This window comes from Pseudomaricurvus sp. ABR4_320, assembly GCF_056159445.1.
The window spans coordinates 1-20,040 of sequence record NZ_JBSWVF010000032.1 but is presented as its reverse complement, the minus strand read 5'-3'; the positions used below and the strand labels follow the sequence as shown (position 1 = coordinate 20,040).

Here is a 20,040-nt window from a genome sequence, read left to right as displayed (position 1 = left end):
TTCGGGATCGGGTTGCTATTTATCTGGGCACTCAGGCGCTGTACGCGCCTGCCCGTACTCGAAGACCAATAGCCCTAAAATAGAGTATACCCAGAGTTGGCTTGAACGAACCAGATAATTAGTAACCTGGCGTCGATTTGGAATGCAAGTGAGCAGTTGTTACTTTCTTATGCTTTTCCTTTCCACGGTATGACATAACTTTCGATTGCCCGCATGATAAGCTCAATGCCGTAGCCTATAACGCCAATAATGATAATGCCAATAACAACAACGTCTGTTTGCATGAAATTTTTAGCGATCATTATCATTGATCCCACACCCTTATCTGCTGCGACCAGTTCCGCTGCAACAACGGTTCCCCAACAAACACCCATGGAAGTTCTTAAGCCGGTGAATATCTCCGGTAAGGCGTTGGGGAAAATCACATAGCGGAGCACTTGGATTTTAGATGCGCCTAACGAATATGCAGCATGTACTTTTGATACCTTGATATTGGATACACCTGATTTACTGGCGATAAGCATTATAAATAGCGATGCTAAGAATAATAAAAATATTTTTGATGTTTCATCTATTCCAAACCAAAGGATAATTAGGGGGATTAACGCTAATGGTGGAATGGGTCGCATAAATTCTACGACAGGGTCAAAAAGTCCCTTGATTGGCGATGATAGCCCCATTGCAAAACCTAGAGGTATGCCAACCAAGGCACCGAGAAAAACACCGGTTAATACCCTAAATAAAGAGATGCCGATATGCTCCCAAAGAGTGACGTTTCGATAGCCTTCTCCAATCAGAGTGAGGAGTCTGTTCCAAGTGTCCGGCAGTGTGGGCCAGTAAAAGGTGGTAATAAATCCGAGAGCGCTAGCTGTGTACCATGTGATAAATAGTAAAAAAAATATCAATATTGAATAGATGCGCCCGCCGTTTATTGCACTTGCATCACCAAATTTGACGGTTTTTTGTCGAGTAAAATCACTGTCTTGCAATCCCAGCCAAATTTTTATATTTGATAACCTGTCTGTTTTCTTCATAATTTCAACTCTCAATCGTTCTCTATACACATTATTTTTTCTTCCATATTCCAAATCAAAGATAGGATCTCCTCTCGTTTTGTAGAGAAGCTCGGGTCCGCCTTAACTTCTCTTGGAGGGGTGGTGAGACCCATATTTGCGAAAGGGAAATTATATTCTTTTAGAATCCGTCCAGGCCTAGGTGCCATTACAACGACTCGCTCTCCGAGAAATAGAGCTTCCTCGACTGAATGAGTAATTAAGATGATGGTCTTGCCTGTTTCCTTCCATAACTTAAGTATTAAACTCTGCATTTTCTCTCGTGTGAGGGCATCTAGTGCACCTAACGGTTCGTCCATCAAAATAACCTCGGGGTCGTTTACAAGGCATCGAGCAAGAGCAACACGCTGCTGCATGCCTCCAGACAGTTGATAAACTGGTTTTTTTGCAAAATCTTTCAGGCCGACAATGGAAAGTAGCTCCTTTACTTTTTTCTTTATTAACGATGCCGGCTTGTTCGCCATCTTAAGCCCAAAGCCAATGTTTTGCTCTACATTCATCCACTCGAATAAAGCACCCTGCTGAAAAACCATGCCTCTATCAGCGCCAGGGCCGCAAACAATATTCCCTGCGCAATCTACCTGTCCGAAAGTGGGTGTTAGAAAGCCGGCAATGATATTGAGCAACGTGCTTTTACCGCAACCTGAAGGTCCCAATATTGATACAAGCTCCCCAGGGTTGATCTTGAGGTTTACATTCGACAATGCATTAACATCATTTTCTCCTGGTATAGAAAATACCATTGAAACATCGCTGATATCGATACTATTCAAAATTTAACCTCGTTTTTCGTAGCGTATTTAATAGATGGCTTAGCATTAATGTTCTATATGCAATAATGAGAATACAAAAATAACCATTACTGGTATTTGCAATCTGTTGTTTAATTCAGACGCATATGCAGTAGTGTAATATCTATATGTAAACAGCGTCTGAGTCCGCCAACTGCTCGGCTTTATCTCCCTGAATCGCTCTAGCGATTACCTCCCTATAATCGTCGGCTTGTTAGTCCAGGAATTGATTGTCAATAAACGGTGAATAATCATCTAAAGCAGCTTCTATTCCACCAGTGGAAGCCATAAAGTCAGCGATTGTTTTTGCTGCTTTTTGTGACCCGCCTCCCAGCCAGGCTTCGCTTCTTTGCTCTGCATTACTTGGGAAATTAAAATTCTTAAGCATGTTTTTTGCGGGCTCTAAATCCATACCAGCTGCTTTAGATATATTTTTAAAATAGGACTCTGGGCTGGCGTTGTATTTGATATTTGCATCATTTGTGATGCTTAGGAAGTTTTTAAGTAAATCAGGATGTTGACTGGCGAATTGATTGGATGCGCTTACAACGTCAAATGCATAGATGCCTAGCGCTTCCTGTTCTTCTCCTGTCATTAGTGGTCGGCCAACCAAACGCATTCTGTCCAAAGCGCCACCGAAGCCGCAACTCATGGCGACATCATTTCGAATAAGCGCAACGGCAGCGTCGGCTGAGTTCATTTGAACGAGGGAAACTTTATTAATGTCTACATTCAAGTGTTCAAGTGTTTTAATGAGCTTATAGTGGGTGACATTGCCAATAGGTGTTGCGATCTTTTTACCTTCAAGTTCAGTCGCATTTTTTTGTGTAATTCCAGAATCATTTCGCACAAAACACAAGTCATTCTCAGAATAGGTAACTGCAACGCCTACCATTTTGACCGGTGCGCCGGAGGTTACGCCAACTACAAAAGATACAAAGCCCATACTATAGGCAATGTCGATATCACCAGACACCATGGCCTGGACCATCTCGTTGCCGTTGCCAAAGGCACGCCAGTCGACTTTAACCCCCATCTCCTTGTCGTAGGTTCTTTCCAGTTGAGCGATTTGATTGGCAGTTGGCCATTCAAGAAAGTAGGCAACGGTAACTTTGTCTTTCTCTTTTGCAATCGCCATGTTTCCACATGTTAATGCCGTAACAATAAGCGTTTTAATGCTGCCTGCTATTATTTTTTTAAACATATCGAGTTCCCGCTATCTTTAACCTGACTTTTATAAATTTAAACCCCAGTACCTGCAACTACATGTACAGACATGAAATTGAGTAAGTTCCGTGTCCTATGGCTTAAAACATAGATATAGAGTAATTTACTTATGCCCTATGAATAGATCCAGTTGCTGTTAATTATGGAACCAGAGAAGATCATCTGTTTTTAGATCATCCTATTGGTGTCGCATAAATTGAGCCAACTGTTCCGGGGCTCTGTTTGGAGGGCGTATTCCACCACGTGATAGCCTTTGATATCTATTTTGAGTTTATATAAAAATTTCAGAAAGTAGGGTTTATATGTCAGATCTGTTGATTGAAATTGAGTTTACAAAGGACTTAAGTTATCAATGTCAGCTACGTCAAAAGCTAATAGAAATAATATTTAGTAATCAGGTTGGTGCCAACCTCTTGCCTTCTAGTCGAAAATTGGCATCAGATTTAGGTATATCACGCAATACGATTACATTGGTTTACCAAAGTCTCGTAGATGAGGGTTATCTCATTTCTCAAGCGCGCAAGGGGTTTTTGGTTAATCCACAAATATTTCAATCTGAGGTTTTTTTAAAAGATCGCGCATCAAAAAAGAGCGTGACTCTCGATATTGAGCCAGATTGGGGCGGCAGGATTGTGCGGCATGTAACAGATTTGGTCAGCCTTTCGAAAGATCCCAACTGGCTGGGCTACGATTACCCTTTTGTTTATGGGCAAGTTAACCCTAATGATTTTCCGATCGAGCAATGGCGTGAATGCAATCGTTGGGTGCAAAGTAAGCGCGGCGTAAAGGGTTGGGTAGAAGATTCGATCGATGGAGATGATGAAGAGCTTATCCGTCAAATCTCTCAGATTATATTGCCTGCCCGAGGATTTTCGGTGGAACCGGACGAGGTGCTTATTACACTTGGCACACAAAATGCTCTGTTTATGCTCAGTTACTTGTTAATTGATAAATCCGTCAGTGTAGGGGTCGAAGACCCAGGATATCTGGATTTTAAAAATATCGTGAAGCAAGCGGGTGGGCGGTTAGTACCGCTACCACTTGATGAGCAGGGTGTAGTGATTCACGATAGTTTAAAATCCTGCGATTACGTTTTTGTTACGCCTAGCCATCAGTACCCAACTAGCGTGACAATGTCCTTGGAACGGCGTAAAGCTCTTCTTGAGCAGTCAGTTCAAGATGATTTTTTCATTTTTGAAGATGACTATGAGAGCGAAATTAATTTTCTTTCTAAGCCTTTGCCTGCACTGAAAAGCATGGATAAATCCGGGCGAGTAATTTATTTTGGGAGTTTATCAAAATCCATATCGCCCGGACTTCGTATCGGTTATGTGATCGCCAATAGGGATGTAATTCGAGAGTTGCGCGCGACTAGGCGTCTGAATTATCGTCATCCTCCGACAAATAATCAGCGTACTGCGGCATTGTTTATGTCGCAAGGTTATTTTAGTAGCCATGTTCGCAGAATGAAACAGCTCTATGAGGAGCGATGGCATTTAATGCGTGCGGGGCTACAAAACCATTTGTCCGTATGCGATATTACTGCCACTCCGGGGAGTTTTTGTTTTTGGGTGCGCCTACCCGAGAATGTTGATAGTACGGAGCTCGTCGCTTTGGCGGCCGAGGAAAGTATGTTTATTGAGTCGGGCGATAGTTTTTTTATGGGCGGCCCTAAAGTCGGCAGTTATTTACGTTTGGGGTTCTCTGCAATTAACTCCGATAAAATTGATACCGGCTTGCGTCTATTAGGGGGCATTCTTAGTGAGTGTGCCCTAAAAAGGTAATATTTACGTTTACTCCTACCTGCTTGTTCTTGTTAGTTCTTATTTATACCTACCCGCTTGTTCTTGTTAGTTCTTACTTGTAAATGAAAATCCATATATTTCGCTCATAGAAATGAAAAAATAATTGTTTTTTTCATATTTATATTTATAGTCTTTAAAAATTCATTTTTAACAGCTAAGTGTTCTAATTATGAAATCACACTGTAGAGTTTTGATCATTGGTGGTGGGTCGCTCGGAATTAGCCTTCTCTACCATTTAACTAAAGAAGGTTGGACAGATATTGCTCTTGTAGAAAAGGGCGAGTTGACAAGCGGTTCCACATGGCACGCAGCGGGTTTATTGCCAAATTTTAATGGCAACATGGCTATCTCCCAGATACATGAATACACCCTAAAGCTTTACGACGAAATTCTTCCGAAAGAAACAGGCGAAGAATCTGTGGTGCATCGCTGCGGCAGTCTGCGCATCGGATTTAGTGAGCTGGAAGAGCAATGGTTTCGAAATGTGGCTAGCCGCGCTAAAAGCGTTGGTTGTGAATATCATTTCATTAGTAAGCAAGAAGCACAGCAACTAAACCCGTTAATGAATTTTGACAATGCCCGTGTAATTGTCAGTACGCCCAATGATGGACATGTTGACCCTACGTTGGTGGCGATGCCAATGGCTCAGCTTGCCAGAAAAAATGGTGCTGATATCTATCGATTTACGCGAGTGACAGATATTAATCAACTTCCTTCCGGAGAGTGGGAAGTGATTACCGATAAGGGCGTTATTGTTGCCGAGCATGTTGTAAATGCGGGTGGATGCTTTGCATCTGAAGTTGGCGCTATGGTTGGTGCTAATGTACCGATAATTAATCTAGAGCATCAGTACTTAATTACTGAAGGTCACCCTGAAGTTGCTGCACTTGATAAAGAATTTCCGGTTTGTCGAGACTCTTATACTCAAAGTTATATTAGACAAGAAGGTGACGGTTTGTTAATCGGTCCTTATGAAACCTTTGGCTCTAAACCTTGGGCGCTAGACGGTATGGACTGGGGTTTTGATCGCGAACTATTTGCGCCAGACTTAGAGCGGTTGATGCCTTTTTTAGAAAATTGCATGGAAATAATGCCAGTCTTTGGCGAAGTGGGCGTTCAGAGAGTAATTAATGGACCCATCGCGCATACACCCGATGATAACCCTCTGGTAGGGCCACAAGCCGGACTGAAAAACTTTTGGAATCTTTGCGGCTCTAGTATCGGGATTGCTCAAGGCGGTATCGGTAAATATATGGCGCAATGGATGGTCTACGGTCAGTGTGAAATCAATATGTCTTCGTTAGATAGTCGTCGTTTTGGCCCGTGGGCTGATAGACAACACAACACAATAAAGGCAATTGAAGCTTATGAAAATATGTACACCCCAGGTGCTCCCAATGACAATAGGCCTCACGCCAGACCAGCTCGGCATAGTGTTTTATATAGCACGCTCAGTGCTCAGGGCGCGGTTCACGGTGTTGTTACAGGCTACGAAAAGCCATGGTGGTTTCGTACCAAAGATGTGCGCGAAGAAAGTTTAAGTTGGGCTCATGCTGAATCCCATGAGGTGGTGGCCAGGGAATGCAATGCGGTTATGGAGAAGGCTGGCATTATTGATTTATCCGGTACATCTAAATTCGATATCACCGGTAAAGATGCAGCCGTTTTCTTGAATAAATTATCTGCAAACAAATTGCCGCCAAGAGATGGGCGGATGGGTTTAAGTCTACTCCACGGGCCTCATGGCGGGATTATGGCTGAGGTGTCTATAACCCGTTTGTCAGAAAGCCATTATTATCTTAATAGCGGCATAGCCTCTCAGTATAAAGATTACGATTGGTTGCAGCAGCACGCTATAGGTTTTGATGTTGAAATCAATGATAGTACGGATGAACTTGGGGCTGTCCTTCTTACAGGGCCTGAATCACGTAATATTTTGCAGAAGCTCACTCAAGATGATCTTTCCAACGACAACTTAAAATGGCTCAGTGCGAAAGATGTGATGCTCGATAGCGCTAAAGTTAGGGTTATGCGCGTTTCCTATGCGGGTGAGCTGGGTTTTGAATTGCATATGCCCGCTTATCAATTGCTCTCTATTTACGAATCATTAATGCGCGTTGGTAAACCCCTAGGTTTAATAAACTTCGGTACCTATGCGTTTAATTCAATGCGTCTTGAAAAGGCATATCGTGCTTATGGTCATGAATTTACCGAGGAATTTAATGGCTATGATGCAGGGGCAGAACGCTTCATTGATATGTCTCGTGACTTTGTTGGGCGAGATAGTTTAGAAAAATCGTTAACACAAAAAGATAGGCTGAAATTAGCTTATCTAGTTTTTGACGATGATATTCCAGCCGAATGTTTTGGTAATGAGGCTGTTTTCTCAGGGGATACGCATGTTGGCTTAACCACTAGTGGCGCTTTTGGGCATCGTGTGGGTAAAAGTTTGGCCTTTGCATATATTCCGCCTGAATTAGTAAAACAAGATACGCCCCTAGGTGTTGAAACTTCATTGGGTTTGCGCAGAGCGCATGTGCATATGGATGCAATCTATGACCCTCAAAACAAACTTATGCGAGTGTAAAATTAAGATGAAAATACTTGTACCTATTCGTCGCGTCGTCGACGCCAATGTCAAAGTTAGAGTCAATACTGAAGGCACAGATGTTGATATTAAAAATGCAAAAATGGTGATTAATCCATTTTGTGAAATCGCATTGGAAGAGGCGCTACGCTTGAAAGAATCCGGTGTTGCTACTGAAGTTGTTGCTGTATGTGTTGGGCCCCAGCGTTGTCAGGAACAGCTGCGTACAGCATTGGCGCTTGGTGTTGATAGAGTTGTGCATGTGTTGACCGATGAAGATTTGCAGCCCCTGGCAATTGCAAAAACACTCAAAGCTATCATTGAGCGAGAAAAACCCGAGCTGACTATTTTTGGTAAGCAGTCGATTGATTCAGACAATAACCAAACTGGTCAAATGACTGCCGCTTTAACTGGTATGCCTCAAGGTACCTATGTGTCAGACGTTGAAGTAGACAATGATAGCGTCATTGTGACTCGTGAAGTCGATGGCGGTTTGCAAAAAATTAAGCTCAAATTACCCGCTGTTTTAACTACAGATTTGCGTTTAAATGAGCCTCGATATGTCACTTTACCGAATATGATGAAAGCGAAGCGCAAGCCGATTGACCAGATTGCGTTTTCTGATCTTACACTTACTCTGGGGCAAGCTCAGCAAGTACTTTCAATTAAAAGCCCACCCGAGCGCAATGGTGGTAGGATTTTAGACAGCGTCGAAGAGTTGGTGGACAAGTTACGAAATGAAGCGGGAGTAATCTAATGTCGATTTTAGTGCTAGTTGATCACAACAATCAAAAAATAAGTGAGGTAACGCTTAGTACCTTAACATCAGCTCAACGACTCGCGGAAAAATCTAACCAAAAAGTCCATTTGCTTGTCAGTGGTTACCAATGTCAAGCGGTTGTAGATGCGTGCTCGATAATTAGTGGCGTCGATACAGTTTTTCACGCTGACAATGAAGTGCTGGCTCATCAGCTACCTGAGAATTTGGCGCCATTACTTGTCGATATAGTGAGCAAGCAGAAAATAACTCATCTAGTAAGCTCCTCTACTACGGTAGCAAAAAATGTTATGCCTCGTGTTGCCGCATTACTCGATGTGGGCCAGGTCTCGGAAATTGTAGCCATAGTTGAGCAAGATACTTTTGTTCGTCCCATCTATGCCGGGAATGCGTTGGCGACTATTAAAACTACCGACGCCGTTAAAGTTATAACCGTACGCACATCAGCTTTTAGCCCCGCAGGTACAGATCCGGTTACTAACGCCGCAAATATAGTAACGATCCCTGATGTTGTAGATGTGGGTCTATCAACGTTTATTAATGAAGAGTTGAGCGAGTCAGATAGGCCCGAGCTTGCCACGGCAAAAATCGTGGTGTCGGGTGGTCGTGGTTTAAAATCAAAGGAAAATTTTTCCTTGCTGGAAGGGTTGGCAGAAAAATTGGGAGCAGCTTTGGGTGCTTCACGTGCTGCAGTTGATGCTGGTTATGTCCCTAATGAATTGCAGGTCGGTCAAACAGGAAAAATTATCTCACCGGATCTGTATATTGCCGTAGGTATTTCCGGCGCTATTCAGCATTTGGCCGGCATGAAAGATTCAAAAATTATTGTCGCCATTAATAAAGATGAAGAGGCGCCGATTTTTAACGTTGCCGATTATGGCTTGGTAGGCGATCTGTTCGATATCTTACCTGCGTTGAGTGCAGAGCTTGGTTAATGGCATGCTTTGTAATTGCTTTCTCGCATTGCGTGTACGTCACGCATTAAGCTTTCATTTTTAGTTATGAAATAAAGGGGAGTATACGTTGTCACAGTCCTATCATATTGTTTTTAATTGCCCTGACGCTGTCGGTATTGTTACTCGTGTTGGCGCATTAATCACCGATAATAACGGGTGGATTTCTCGAGCCACTCATCATTCGGATGAAGAGAGTGGCTGGTTTTTTTCACGTATTGTTGTTAGCGCCGACTCACTACCTTTTGGTCTTGATGAGCTAAAAAGACGTTTTGTACCCATTGCCGAAGACTACAAAATGGAATGGAGTATAACCGACAGCCGCAATCTTAAAAAATTAGTAATAATGGCGAGCAAAGGTTCTCATTGCTTGTCTGATATTCTAGATCGGTGGCATAGTGGTGATTTGCAATGTGATATTCCTTGTGTCATCGCCAATCACGAAGATCTGCGTGGCTTGGTTGAGCTATATGGTATTGCGTTTCATCATGTTCCAATCGAAAAAGAAAATAAAGAAAGAGGTTTCGCCGAAACTGAGCGGTTAATCGCTGAAAACAACGCAGATTGTGTAGTGCTTGCACGTTATATGCAAATTATCCCGCAGGCACTATGCGAGAAGTATCGGCATAAAATTATTAATATACATCACAGTTTTCTGCCTTCTTTTATTGGTGCCAAACCCTATCATCAAGCTTCGCGCCGAGGCGTTAAGCTTATCGGGGCTACTTGCCACTACGTGACAGAGCAATTGGATGAGGGGCCTATCATAGAGCAGGATGTCGTACGAGTCACTCACCAAGAAAATGCAAGCGAATTAGTTCGCCGTGGTAAAGATGTTGAAAAAATTGTACTTGCCAGAGGTTTGCGCGCACATCTGGAGGACCGAATTCTTGTACACGGTAATAAAACAGTAGTTCTTAACTAGGTTTATATCATGAGTGGTCACATTCCGAGTTCAGCTAAAGTCGTGATAGTAGGTGGCGGAGTTATAGGTTGTAGCCTAGCTTACCATCTCACTAAAATTGGTATTAAAGATGTTGTTCTATTAGAGCGTAAAACCTTAACTTGTGGCACTACTTGGCACGCAGCGGGCTTAGTGCCCACCTTGCGAGCAAGTTACAATATGTCGATGTTGGCCAAATATAGTGCAGATTTGTACGAACAACTTGAGAAAGAAACAGGTCATGCAACGGGGTTTGTTCGTAATGGATCCTTGACCATTGCTACTAATAAAGAGCGACTTTCCGAGATTAAACGTGGCGCCTCTATGGCGAAGGTTGCGGGATTTGCTTGCGAGACCATCAATCCAGATCAAGCCAAAGAAATGTGGCCACTGTTAAATATTGATGATGTTTTGGGAGCTATCTATTTGCCCATGGATGGTATGGCTAGTCCCGTAGATGTGACTACATCCTTAGCGAAAGGTGCTCGTATGGGCGGCGCTAAGATTTTTGAAAACACCAAGGTCATTGATATAAAAACGCGTAATGGTTATGCCTCGGGTGTAATTACTCAAAGTGGCGATATTGATGCTGAGTATGTTGTGAACTGCGCTGGTATGTGGGCGCGAGATTTTGGTCGAAAAGCTGGCGTGAATATTCCACTACACGCAGCAGAGCACTTTTATGTTGTCACAGAAAACATTCCCGAGATGCAACGTGGCATTCCCACATTGCGTGATATGGATGGTTACTGTTACTACAAAGAAGATGCGGGAAAACTTTTGGTAGGCATGTTCGAACCCGGAGCAAAACCCTGGGGCATGGAAGGTATTCCGGAAGATTTCAGTTTCGATGAGCTACCGGAAGACTTGGATCATCTTGAGCCCTATCTTGAAGCGGCGATGCATCGCGTACCCGTGCTTGAAAAAACAGGTCTACAAGTATTTTTTAATGGCCCTGAGTCCTTTACGCCAGATGATCGATACCATTTGGGAGAGGCACCGGAATTACGCAATTATTTTGTTGCGGCAGGCTTTAATTCCGTTGGTATTCAATCGGCGGGTGGGGCAGGTAAAGTGCTCGCTGAGTGGATAAAGAATGGCTATCCCAGTAATGATTTATGGAGTGTGGATATTCGCCGAAACATGCCTTTCCAGGGGTCAAAAGATTATCTGTATGAGCGCACAACTGAATCATTGGGCCTTCTTTACGAAACACATTTTCCATTCAAGCAATTTAAAACGGCACGCGGAGTCAGGCGTTCAGTATTGCATGATAAATTAAAGGCTATGGGAGCCGTTTTTGGCGTAGAGAACGGTTGGGAGCGAGCGAATTGGTTTGCACGACCTGATCAAAAAGCAGAATACGAATATTCATACGGCAGACAAAATTGGTTTGACAACAATAAGGCTGAGCATGAAGCTGTACGTAATGCAGTCGGTGTTATGGATCAAAGTTCATTTTCTAAATACGAAGTGGCTGGCCCCGATGCTGAGCGTTTTTTGAATCGTCTTTGTTGTAATAATGTCTCTGTAAGTGTTGGGAAAATGGTGTACACCCAATGGTTAAATGATCGGGCTGGTGTAGAGGCGGATGTGACGGTAACGCGTTTAGCAAAAGATCGTTACCTCATTGTCTCGGGCGTGGTTTGTCAAAATCGCGATATGAATTGGATGCAGCGTAATAAGCAAGACGATGAATTTGTAGTGTTCACCGATATGACGTCAGCCTATGCTGTAATTACGGTTATGGGCCCACGCTCACGAGATACATTAGCTAAGTTAACCAACAGCGATTTATCTCTTTCGGCTTTTCCATTTGCAACCTCACAAGAGATTTTTATCCATCACGCTCTAGTTCGTGCCTCACGCATCACTTATGTTGGTGAACTTGGTTGGGAACTATATATGCCGACGGAATATGCTCCGAGTGTATATGACGCAATATTTGACGCCGGCGAAGCCTATGGCATCAAGCCATACGGATATCACACAATGAACTCCCTCCGTATTGAAAAAGGTTACCGTCATTGGGGACATGATATGGTCGATGTGGACTCGATTCTTGATGTTGGTCTTTCATTTACCGCTGATTTTGACAAGCCTGGTGGGTTTATCGGTAAAGATTCGTTGCTGTCGCAGAAGGAAAAGGGTACACCAAGTACACGTTTTGTTAGTTTTCTTTTCGAAAACCCTGAGCCGCTGTGTTATCACGAAGAGCCTATCTATGTTAATGGTGAAATTGCTGGAAGAACAACATCAGGAATGTTTGCACACACTTTAGGTGCTACTGTCGCAATGGGTTATATCAGTCACCCTAAAGGTGACGCAGTGAGTAAAGAATGGTTAGAAGCATCAGAGTTCGAAATTGAGGTCGAATGTGTACGCTATAAAGTTACACCATCACTCAAGCCTTTTTATGACCCAAAAATGGAAAAAATTAAAGTTTAGAATAAGAGGCTAAGACCATGTCCGCACTAATTCTTGATGGTAAAACACTCGCCGAAAATCGCGAGCTTGAGCAAGCTGAAGCCGTTGCTAAACTCTTGCGAAAAAATGATCAGCGTATTCCTATTTTAGCGACCATTTTGGTAGGCTCGGACCCCGCATCTAAAACGTATGTGAAGATGAAAGGGAATGCGTGCAGGAGGATCGGTATGGATTCGTTGCTCGTTGAAATGCCCGAGCAAACCACTACAGAGCAATTACTTTATAAAATTACAGAGCTAAATAATAACCCTGATGTGCACGGTGTTTTGTTGCAGCATCCGGTGCCGAGTCAGATCGACGAACGTGCGTGTTTTGACAATATAGCTATTGAAAAAGATGTCGATGGTGTTACCACTGCGGGTTTCGGCTTAATGGCGATGGGAGAGTCAGCCTATGGGTCGGCAACGCCAGCAGGTATTATGGAGCTGCTCACAGCTTACGATGTAGATCTATCAGGAAAGCATGCGGTGGTCGTCGGTCGTAGTCCGATATTGGGAAAGCCCATGGCTGCTATGCTGTTAAATGCAAATTGCACAGTGACTATTTGCCACTCGCGCACTCAGGATTTGCAGGCACATATTGCGCGAGCGGATGTGCTTATAGGCGCGGTGGGTAAACCAGAATTTATCAAGGCGAAATGGATTAAAGATAATGCTGTTGTTGTGGATGCAGGCTATCATCCGGGTGGCTTAGGCGATATTGAAAAAGCAGGCCTCGAAACACGTGTTGCAGCATTGACACCTGTGCCAGGTGGCGTCGGACCGATGACAATCAACACCTTGATTGCTCAGACTTTAAAAGCGGCGCAGCTAGCTGCGAAAACTTAATATACCATTACCACTAAAAATGATGTAACTATTCAGCAGTGATTGATTATTGTAAGTTTTGAATTTGAGTTGTCGAATAGCGGGGCATTTAGTGCTGGGGTGTTTGTATAACACGTTAGAAGCTATACCCAAGGTTGGCTTCAATGTCCAAGATAATTCGCAATTCCTGCCCCAGTTACTACACCGTTGAACAGTTACAAATAATTTAATTAGAGATATGTTTACTATGCCATCCATTTCCAAATTGATTCCTAATAATAACAAGCAAGATAATATTCAGTTAGGTAAGCAAATTCGAGATCTGCGGAAATCAAAGGGTATAACTCAGTCATACCTTGCTGAAAAGACAAATAAGTCTGTAGGTTATATTAGCCAACTGGAAAGAGGTATATCGTCTGTATCGATACCTGTGTTGCAGAAAATTAGTGATATTTTGGATGTAAAAATTACCTGGTTTTTTCACGCAGACGGTGAACAAAATGCGGATGAGCGTAATCATGTTGTACGTCGAGATCATCGTCGCCAGTTGAATTTGTCAGGTGTTGGCATTAAAGAGGAATTATTGTCCCCTTGGCTGAATAGTGATGTATTGATGATACTGACAACTCTTTCACCTGGGGCTGGCTCCGACCTGGAGGCTAGGAAACGCCGGGGGGACGAAGCTGGATATATCCAAAGCGGCGATATTGAATTACGTATAGATGAGACAGTATTTAAGCTCACTGCGGGTGACAGCTTTTCAATTGGCGAGGCTGAACAGTATCACATTGTAAATTCCTCGCTGAAAGAGCCCGCAATTATTGTATGGGTGCTGCCTTCAGCTTCGTATTAGGGGTAAAGCTATCATTCTTGAAAGAACGAAAAGAAAAGCGTTAATTATTTTATTAGCCAATTAAAATTATGGCTTTCATTGAGACTGGCTGTTTGAGGTTGGAAATATTTAATTACGCTATGCTGGGTTTGGAGTTGTAAATGTTAGCCGCCTACAAGATGGTGGTTTTGTTAACTGACCTGAAATCGCGTTGGGTTGAAAAAACGATCACCGGTATGTATTGGTTTAATGTTTTGCAGGGTTTTTTTGTATATTATTCCCTGGGGTTTTAAAAAATACGTGTATTACTTTTCTAATAATAAATATTAAATTATTTTTAAATTGATTTGACAAAAAGCAATGGTGGGGTGGTATCTCATTAATTGTTTGGGCTGTTAAATATTTTTCGCTGGCCGGATGAGATGTTTAAATATTCGCAAATCTAAGTATTTTGATTTTATTTACTACTCAAACAATTTTCTCGGGGGAAAAATGTTTCAAAAAAAACCATTGGCAATAGCTGTAGTTAATGCAACGTTATTTCTGTCTTATCAAAGTCATGCTCAAATCGAAGAGGTGATTGTCACTGCGACTAAGCGAGCTGAAAGCACACAGGACATACCAGTTTCTGTAAGTGCGGTAGGTGAAGAAAGTTTAGAGCAATTTGGAATTTCTAATTTTGACGATTACTTAATACAATTACCGGGCGTGACGGCAGGTGGTGATGGGCCAGGGCAAAGTACCATTTATATTCGCGGTGTCGCATCTACTACTCCCGATTTAACTTCCTCTGGTGTTGCAGGATTAGCGCCTAATGTTGCCTTATATCTCGACGAGCAACCTCTCTCGCAGCCAGGTAAGAATCTTGATGTATACGCAGCGGATTTGAGCCGTGTGGAAGTACTTAAAGGTCCCCAGGGAACTCTATTTGGTGCGAGTTCGCAAGCAGGTACTGTACGGTTAATTACCAACAAGCCCGATTTAACCGAGCAAAGTGGTCAGGTTAAGTATGGTGTGGCTTATACAGAAAACGGTGAGCCGAGCAACAGTGTTGTTGGTGTTGTTAATTTACCTTTATCTGATAGCGTTGCCGTGCGAGCGGTCGCCTACGGAGATCGCCAAGGAGGTTACATAGACAACGTCGCCGGAACACGGACCGCGAGTGAAAGCCAGCGTTTTCAACCTGGAGGTTTTCAAGAAGGCGCAGATCTTAGCGATGTCAGCTTCATAGCCGCTGATAACCGAAACATTGTCGAGGAAGATTTTAATGACGCGACATACATCGGTGGCCGAATAAGTGCTTTGTGGGAAATCAACGATGATTGGAGTTTTAATACATCTGCCTCTCAGCAGACACTTGAGACGGAAGGCGTTTTTTATGAGGACCCAGAATTAGATGATTTTGAAATACAACGTTATGAAGAAGATAGACTTGTAGATAGCTTTAGTAATTTTACTTGGACATTAGAAGGTCGTTTGGGTCAACTTCAAGTGTTGTATACCGGCGCGTATACGGAGCGCGAAGCTGATACACGAGTTGATTACACAGACTATTTGTTTGTCAGTCAGTATATTCCTTACTATATTTGCGATGCCTCTGTTTCTTATCCTGGGGACGCTAGTCCATCAGGTGTGTGCCAAGCTCCTAATTTATTTGTCGATAGCGAAGTTGATACTGAAGTGCAGACACATGAATTACGCATTTCTACAGACGATAGTAATGCTGTTCATCTTACGGCCGGCGCATTTTATAGTGATTTTTCACTTCGGGAAGATAATCAGTTTACTTATCCAGGCTCCGAATTGGCAATTGCTTTCAATGGTGAGCGGGGCTTTGGTCCAAACTTCTCTGCGCAAGGCGCGTCTTTGAGCGACCCCAATCAATGGGCCGAAGGAGTTATTTTTAGAAACGATATACTTCGTACCGATAAAAACATCGGCGTATTTGGTGAATTTACTTTTGATTTAGGTGATCAGCTAAGTTTGACTACCGGAGCGAGGTATTACGAGGTTGAAGTTGATATAAAAGGCAGTACAGCCGGATCTTTTGGTAATTTTGGCGCGATCGAAGACAATAACGCCGGTAGGAATCTCGATGAATTATTCAGTGGAGATAACGATGTCGCTGAAACAGATGGCGTTATCGGAAAAGTCAGTATATCGTATACCCCTTCGGATAATCAGCTGTATTATGTTACTTGGTCTGAAGGCTATCGCCCTGGCATGTTGAATCGACCTGGTGGTACCGTTTCGCTAGACGGGAATTACACCGTGCCATTTTCTGTTGATACCGATGATGTGGTGAATATTGAATTTGGCTGGAAACTCGATTTGTTCGATAATACTCTTCGCTTTAATGGTGATATCTTCAGGGTCGAAATTAGCGATTTGCAAATCGGTATTTTTGATACGTCTATTACCAACCTTTTCTTTTCCGATAATGCTGCGGATGCTGAAGTCACCGGTATTGAAGGCGAGTTGATTTGGGCTCCAAGGGCTCTAGATGGCCTAACTGTTAATAGCGCGTTTTCGATACTTGATACTAAAGTTACCGAAAGTTTTGTCACGGATTTTGTTCAAGAAGGCGAGCCACTTGCGTTTGCACCAGAACTTCAAGGTAATTTAAGTGCGCGTTACGAATGGGATGTCGGTGAGAATAGGCTGCATATAATGACTCATATGGCTTATTCAGACGGAGTGTTTACCGATATTGTCGTGCCCAATCGTGTTGAACTAGATTCTTGGCTACTTGTTGGTTTCACAACAGGTATCAGTCGCGAAGATTGGACTGCGGAAATGTATATCGATAACCTTACGGACGAGCATGCAGCAACCTCCGGCAACGCGACATTTGACCGTGATCGTATTGTTGTGAGTCGACCTCGCACTTTGGGAATGCGCTTAACGTATAATTTTTAACACATATTTTGGGGCCTCTAGAAGGCCCTGTTTATTATTGGGTTTTTAATTGAAGTAGCTATGGTGCCCCAACTTTCTGATAACACTTTACTAAGTATTAAGCAAAACCTAGCTAACGGCGAATACCAACAAGCGCGGCGTAAGCTTCAGGCCTTGCTCGAAAATCATCCCGATGACATCCAGCTTCATTATATGGCTGCAGTCTGTTGTCGCTATTTAGGCACTTACCAGCAGGCTCAAGCGCATCTTGATACCTTAAAAGCAGCGCAAGGCGGGGGAGATCGAGGCCGAACCTATCAAGAGCAAGGCTATTTACATAAGGCTCAGAAACGAATTCTATCCGCGCTTAATGCATTTATTACGGCAACCCAGCTTAACGCTGCGTTGATTGCGTCATGGAAGCATGTAAGGGATCTAAGTCAACAATTAGGGGATAGTGAGCGGTCGGAATTTGCCAATCAGCAGTTTATTCACTATAGCTCACAACCCAAAGCTGTATTAGCGGTGATTGATTTATTTGCACAGGGAAAAACACTAAAAGCAGAATCCATATGTAGACAATTTCTGCAGAAAAATCCGACACATATACAAGCAATGCGCTTACTCGCGGATATCGGTGTGACATTAGGTCAGTTTGAGGATGCAGAGTTTTTATTGGAAAGCGCTGTCGAACTAGAGCCTAACGACATTGCGCTTAATATTGACTACATCACCATTTTACGGAAACGTCATCACTATAGAAAAGCGTTGTCAACTGCCGAGGCTTTGTTCAAAAAAAATCCAGAAAATCCACAAGTCCAATCTGTTTATGCCATAGAAAAAATGCACATGGCGGAATACTCAGATGCGGTGTCTCTGCTTGATCAAGTTCTTGAAAAAGTTGGCCCTGATCCAAATACCCTAACTTCAAGGGGTCACGCCTTAAAAACATGGGGAAAAACCAATCAAGCGATTGCTTCATACTGCGCAGCACTTGAAGCTAATCCTTGGCATAGCGAGGCTTGGTATTCACTCGCAAACTTAAAAACCTACACTTTTGATGATCATCAAATTGAACAAATGATGGCTCATGAAAAAGATATCGATCTAGGGCCAATGCATAAAGTGCGGCTCAATTTTGCTTTAGGTAAGGCTTTTGAAGATGCTTTTGATTATAAAAAAGCTTTCGATCACTACAAAGTCGGAAATCAAATAAAGCGTCTCGCCAGTAATTATGATCAAGAAAGAATGACTCAAGATCTGTCTTCGCAACGCGAGTTTTTCACCGAAAAATATTTAAGCAATAACAAGAATAGGGGATGTGAAGCTCCAGATCCTATTTTTATTGTCGGATTGCCGCGTGCGGGTTCTACTCTGTTAGAGCAAATTTTGTCTTCTCATAGTCAAGTAGATGGCACACTGGAATTGCCCAACATACTTTCAATAGCGCAAACATTACGCGCGAAGGGATACCCTGATAAACTGGCGGAATTTAGCAGCAATGAATTAAATGCGCTGGGCAAAAGATATCTTGATGAAACGCGTGTTCATCGTAAAAGCGCACCCTTTTTTATCGATAAAATGCCGAACAATTTTCGGCACATTGGGCTCATAAAAATGATCTTACCAAATGCTAAGATTATTGATGCAAGACGGGATCCGATAGCCTGCTGTTTTAGTGGCTTTAAACAACTATTTGCAGAAGGGCAGGAGTTTAGTTACTCATTAAGTGATATTGGTCATTATTACAATGATTATTTGAAGCTAATGGATCATTGGCAGCATGTGTTTCCTGATCAGATTTTACTTATGAAGTACGAAAATTTAGTCAGAGATTTTGAAAATCAAGTGCGGATCTTGCTTGATTACTGCAAGCTTCCGTTTGAAGAATCCTGCTTATCGTTTTATAAAACGAAGCGTGCGGTTCGAACAGCCAGTTCCGAACAGGTTAGACAGCCGATCTATAGTAGTGGGCTTGAGTCGTGGAGAAATTTTGAGCCCTACTTACAACCGCTATTCGATATTGTGAAGAAGACTGGTAAGGGGAGGGATATCTACTAAAAACAAATTTTGCCTGAAGCTTAACCCAATTGTCGATCTGGCTGGTGTTGTTTCCATTAAGTTATGTGATGGAGTGGAGAATACCTATATCCTACTAAATATAGCACAATTAGTTAAGGAAACTTTGATTCTCCAAAAAGCATAGATATTCAAGTTGGCTGGGCGGCCTATTTAGAGCTTATCGGTCGTGCACTCGTTTATGATACAGCAAGAAATGCACCAATGCCTACAATACTAATACCCGATACGGCTTGTTGGCCGAACCTGAAATGCTTGCTTGAGCTCCATTTTTTCTCCATGGGTTTGGAAAAGTGTAGTAGTAAACCTCTCGTTGACCAATGCTCTACCACCCAGCTAAGTGTGTGAGATAGACAACCTGATGCAGAGTTACCTAGTCGGCAAGCGATAGATACAATCCGCCTATTACTTGAAAGAGACTGGGTAACAATTAGCCTTTAGACAGGTGGGCGCCAACAACTGTTTCCGTTTGCGGGTTTCAACCTGATATAGCAGTTCGGCTATTGCCGCCACTTTCTGTTAACACCCGTCATATTTAGCTTGTTCAGGACATAAGGGTAGTTTTGGTTGAGCCGTTTATCACTGATAATCGCTCGTAATAATAGAATTTGAGTTATAGTCAAATCTGGTGTATCGCCAATTAAGCCGCCTCCTGTTCAACCTTGAGCCTATCTTAAAATTCTACGCCCTCAATAACATCTGCCAACAGGTTTTAACCCCTCAGGCGGTGCTATTGTTTCTGAGCTGACTGGATTAATTTAAATGCCATCGTCGAGATCGC

13 protein-coding genes are annotated in these 20,040 nt (G+C 42.8%); 10 read left to right on the top strand and 3 right to left on the bottom strand.

What is annotated here, in order from left to right; all coding sequences use genetic code 11:
- Nucleotides 1-167: 167 nt before the first annotated feature.
- The 3 genes from ACXAFR_RS26480 to ACXAFR_RS26470 form a co-directional block, all read right to left on the bottom strand.
- Nucleotides 168-1,034, bottom strand: a complete 867-nt coding sequence (locus ACXAFR_RS26480) for an ABC transporter permease (RefSeq protein ID WP_475182965.1) — start codon at nt 1,032-1,034, stop codon at nt 168-170.
- A gap of 11 nt (nt 1,035-1,045) precedes the next feature.
- Entirely contained in the window at nt 1,046-1,846 is an 801-nt protein-coding gene (locus ACXAFR_RS26475; RefSeq protein ID WP_475182963.1) for an ABC transporter ATP-binding protein, read from the bottom strand.
- Between the two features lie 232 nt (nt 1,847-2,078).
- On the bottom strand, nt 2,079-3,068 hold the full coding sequence (locus ACXAFR_RS26470) for a taurine ABC transporter substrate-binding protein (RefSeq protein ID WP_475182961.1): 990 nt from the start codon (nt 3,066-3,068) through the stop codon (nt 2,079-2,081).
- 325 nt (nt 3,069-3,393) lie between these two features.
- Between ACXAFR_RS26470 and pdxR the strand changes: the two genes are divergently transcribed.
- The 10 genes from pdxR to ACXAFR_RS26420 all read left to right on the top strand — a co-directional run bounded on the left by pdxR (nt 3,394) and on the right by ACXAFR_RS26420 (nt 19,241).
- A complete protein-coding gene (gene pdxR, locus ACXAFR_RS26465) occupies nt 3,394-4,875 on the top strand; it encodes a MocR-like pyridoxine biosynthesis transcription factor PdxR (RefSeq protein ID WP_475182959.1) in 1,482 nt (493 codons plus the stop codon).
- A 190-nt stretch (nt 4,876-5,065) separates the two neighbouring features.
- On the top strand, nt 5,066-7,483 hold the full coding sequence (locus tag ACXAFR_RS26460) for an FAD-dependent oxidoreductase (protein WP_475182957.1): 2,418 nt from the start codon (nt 5,066-5,068) through the stop codon (nt 7,481-7,483).
- Nucleotides 7,484-7,490: 7 nt separating this feature from the next.
- Nucleotides 7,491-8,240: an electron transfer flavoprotein subunit beta/FixA family protein gene (locus tag ACXAFR_RS26455; protein WP_475182986.1), complete on the top strand. Its 750-nt coding sequence runs from the start codon at nt 7,491-7,493 to the stop codon at nt 8,238-8,240.
- Entirely contained in the window at nt 8,240-9,196 is a 957-nt protein-coding gene (locus tag ACXAFR_RS26450; protein WP_475182955.1) for an electron transfer flavoprotein subunit alpha/FixB family protein, read from the top strand. Before ACXAFR_RS26455 ends, ACXAFR_RS26450 begins: the two co-directional genes overlap by 1 nt.
- A gap of 88 nt (nt 9,197-9,284) precedes the next feature.
- A complete protein-coding gene (gene purU / locus ACXAFR_RS26445) occupies nt 9,285-10,139 on the top strand; it encodes a formyltetrahydrofolate deformylase (RefSeq protein ID WP_475182953.1) in 855 nt (284 codons plus the stop codon).
- Between the two features lie 9 nt (nt 10,140-10,148).
- Nucleotides 10,149-12,605 carry a GcvT family protein gene (locus ACXAFR_RS26440; RefSeq protein WP_475182952.1) on the top strand — a complete coding sequence of 819 codons (2,457 nt, stop codon included), beginning with the start codon at nt 10,149-10,151 and terminating at the stop codon, nt 12,603-12,605.
- Between the two features lie 17 nt (nt 12,606-12,622).
- Nucleotides 12,623-13,471: a bifunctional methylenetetrahydrofolate dehydrogenase/methenyltetrahydrofolate cyclohydrolase FolD gene (gene folD / locus ACXAFR_RS26435; protein WP_475182949.1), complete on the top strand. Its 849-nt coding sequence runs from the start codon at nt 12,623-12,625 to the stop codon at nt 13,469-13,471.
- Between the two features lie 226 nt (nt 13,472-13,697).
- Nucleotides 13,698-14,303 carry a helix-turn-helix domain-containing protein gene (locus ACXAFR_RS26430; protein WP_475182947.1) on the top strand — a complete coding sequence of 202 codons (606 nt, stop codon included), beginning with the start codon at nt 13,698-13,700 and terminating at the stop codon, nt 14,301-14,303.
- A 471-nt stretch (nt 14,304-14,774) separates the two neighbouring features.
- Nucleotides 14,775-17,201, top strand: a complete 2,427-nt coding sequence (locus ACXAFR_RS26425; RefSeq protein ID WP_475182945.1) for a TonB-dependent receptor — start codon at nt 14,775-14,777, stop codon at nt 17,199-17,201.
- 60 nt (nt 17,202-17,261) lie between these two features.
- The gene (locus ACXAFR_RS26420) at nt 17,262-19,241 is read left to right on the top strand and encodes a tetratricopeptide repeat-containing sulfotransferase family protein (protein ID WP_475182944.1); all 1,980 of its coding nucleotides are present in this window, start codon (nt 17,262-17,264) and stop codon (nt 19,239-19,241) included.
- Nucleotides 19,242-20,040 lie beyond the last annotated feature (799 nt).

Excerpts from the sequence above, each read along its gene's own strand:
- ACXAFR_RS26480 (WP_475182965.1), bottom strand. The coding sequence starts at position 1,034 with ATGAAGAAAACAGACAGGTTATCAAATATAAAAATTTGGCTGGGATTG.
- ACXAFR_RS26470 (WP_475182961.1), bottom strand. The coding sequence starts at position 3,068 with ATGTTTAAAAAAATAATAGCAGGCAGCATTAAAACGCTTATTGTTACG.
- pdxR (WP_475182959.1), top strand. The coding sequence starts at position 3,394 with ATGTCAGATCTGTTGATTGAAATTGAGTTTACAAAGGACTTAAGTTAT.
- ACXAFR_RS26460 (WP_475182957.1), top strand. The coding sequence starts at position 5,066 with ATGAAATCACACTGTAGAGTTTTGATCATTGGTGGTGGGTCGCTCGGA.
- ACXAFR_RS26455 (WP_475182986.1), top strand. The coding sequence starts at position 7,491 with ATGAAAATACTTGTACCTATTCGTCGCGTCGTCGACGCCAATGTCAAA.
- ACXAFR_RS26450 (WP_475182955.1), top strand. The coding sequence starts at position 8,240 with ATGTCGATTTTAGTGCTAGTTGATCACAACAATCAAAAAATAAGTGAG.
- ACXAFR_RS26440 (WP_475182952.1), top strand. The coding sequence starts at position 10,149 with ATGAGTGGTCACATTCCGAGTTCAGCTAAAGTCGTGATAGTAGGTGGC.
- folD (WP_475182949.1), top strand. The coding sequence starts at position 12,623 with ATGTCCGCACTAATTCTTGATGGTAAAACACTCGCCGAAAATCGCGAG.
- ACXAFR_RS26430 (WP_475182947.1), top strand. The coding sequence starts at position 13,698 with ATGCCATCCATTTCCAAATTGATTCCTAATAATAACAAGCAAGATAAT.
- ACXAFR_RS26425 (WP_475182945.1), top strand. The coding sequence starts at position 14,775 with ATGTTTCAAAAAAAACCATTGGCAATAGCTGTAGTTAATGCAACGTTA.
- ACXAFR_RS26420 (WP_475182944.1), top strand. The coding sequence starts at position 17,262 with ATGGTGCCCCAACTTTCTGATAACACTTTACTAAGTATTAAGCAAAAC.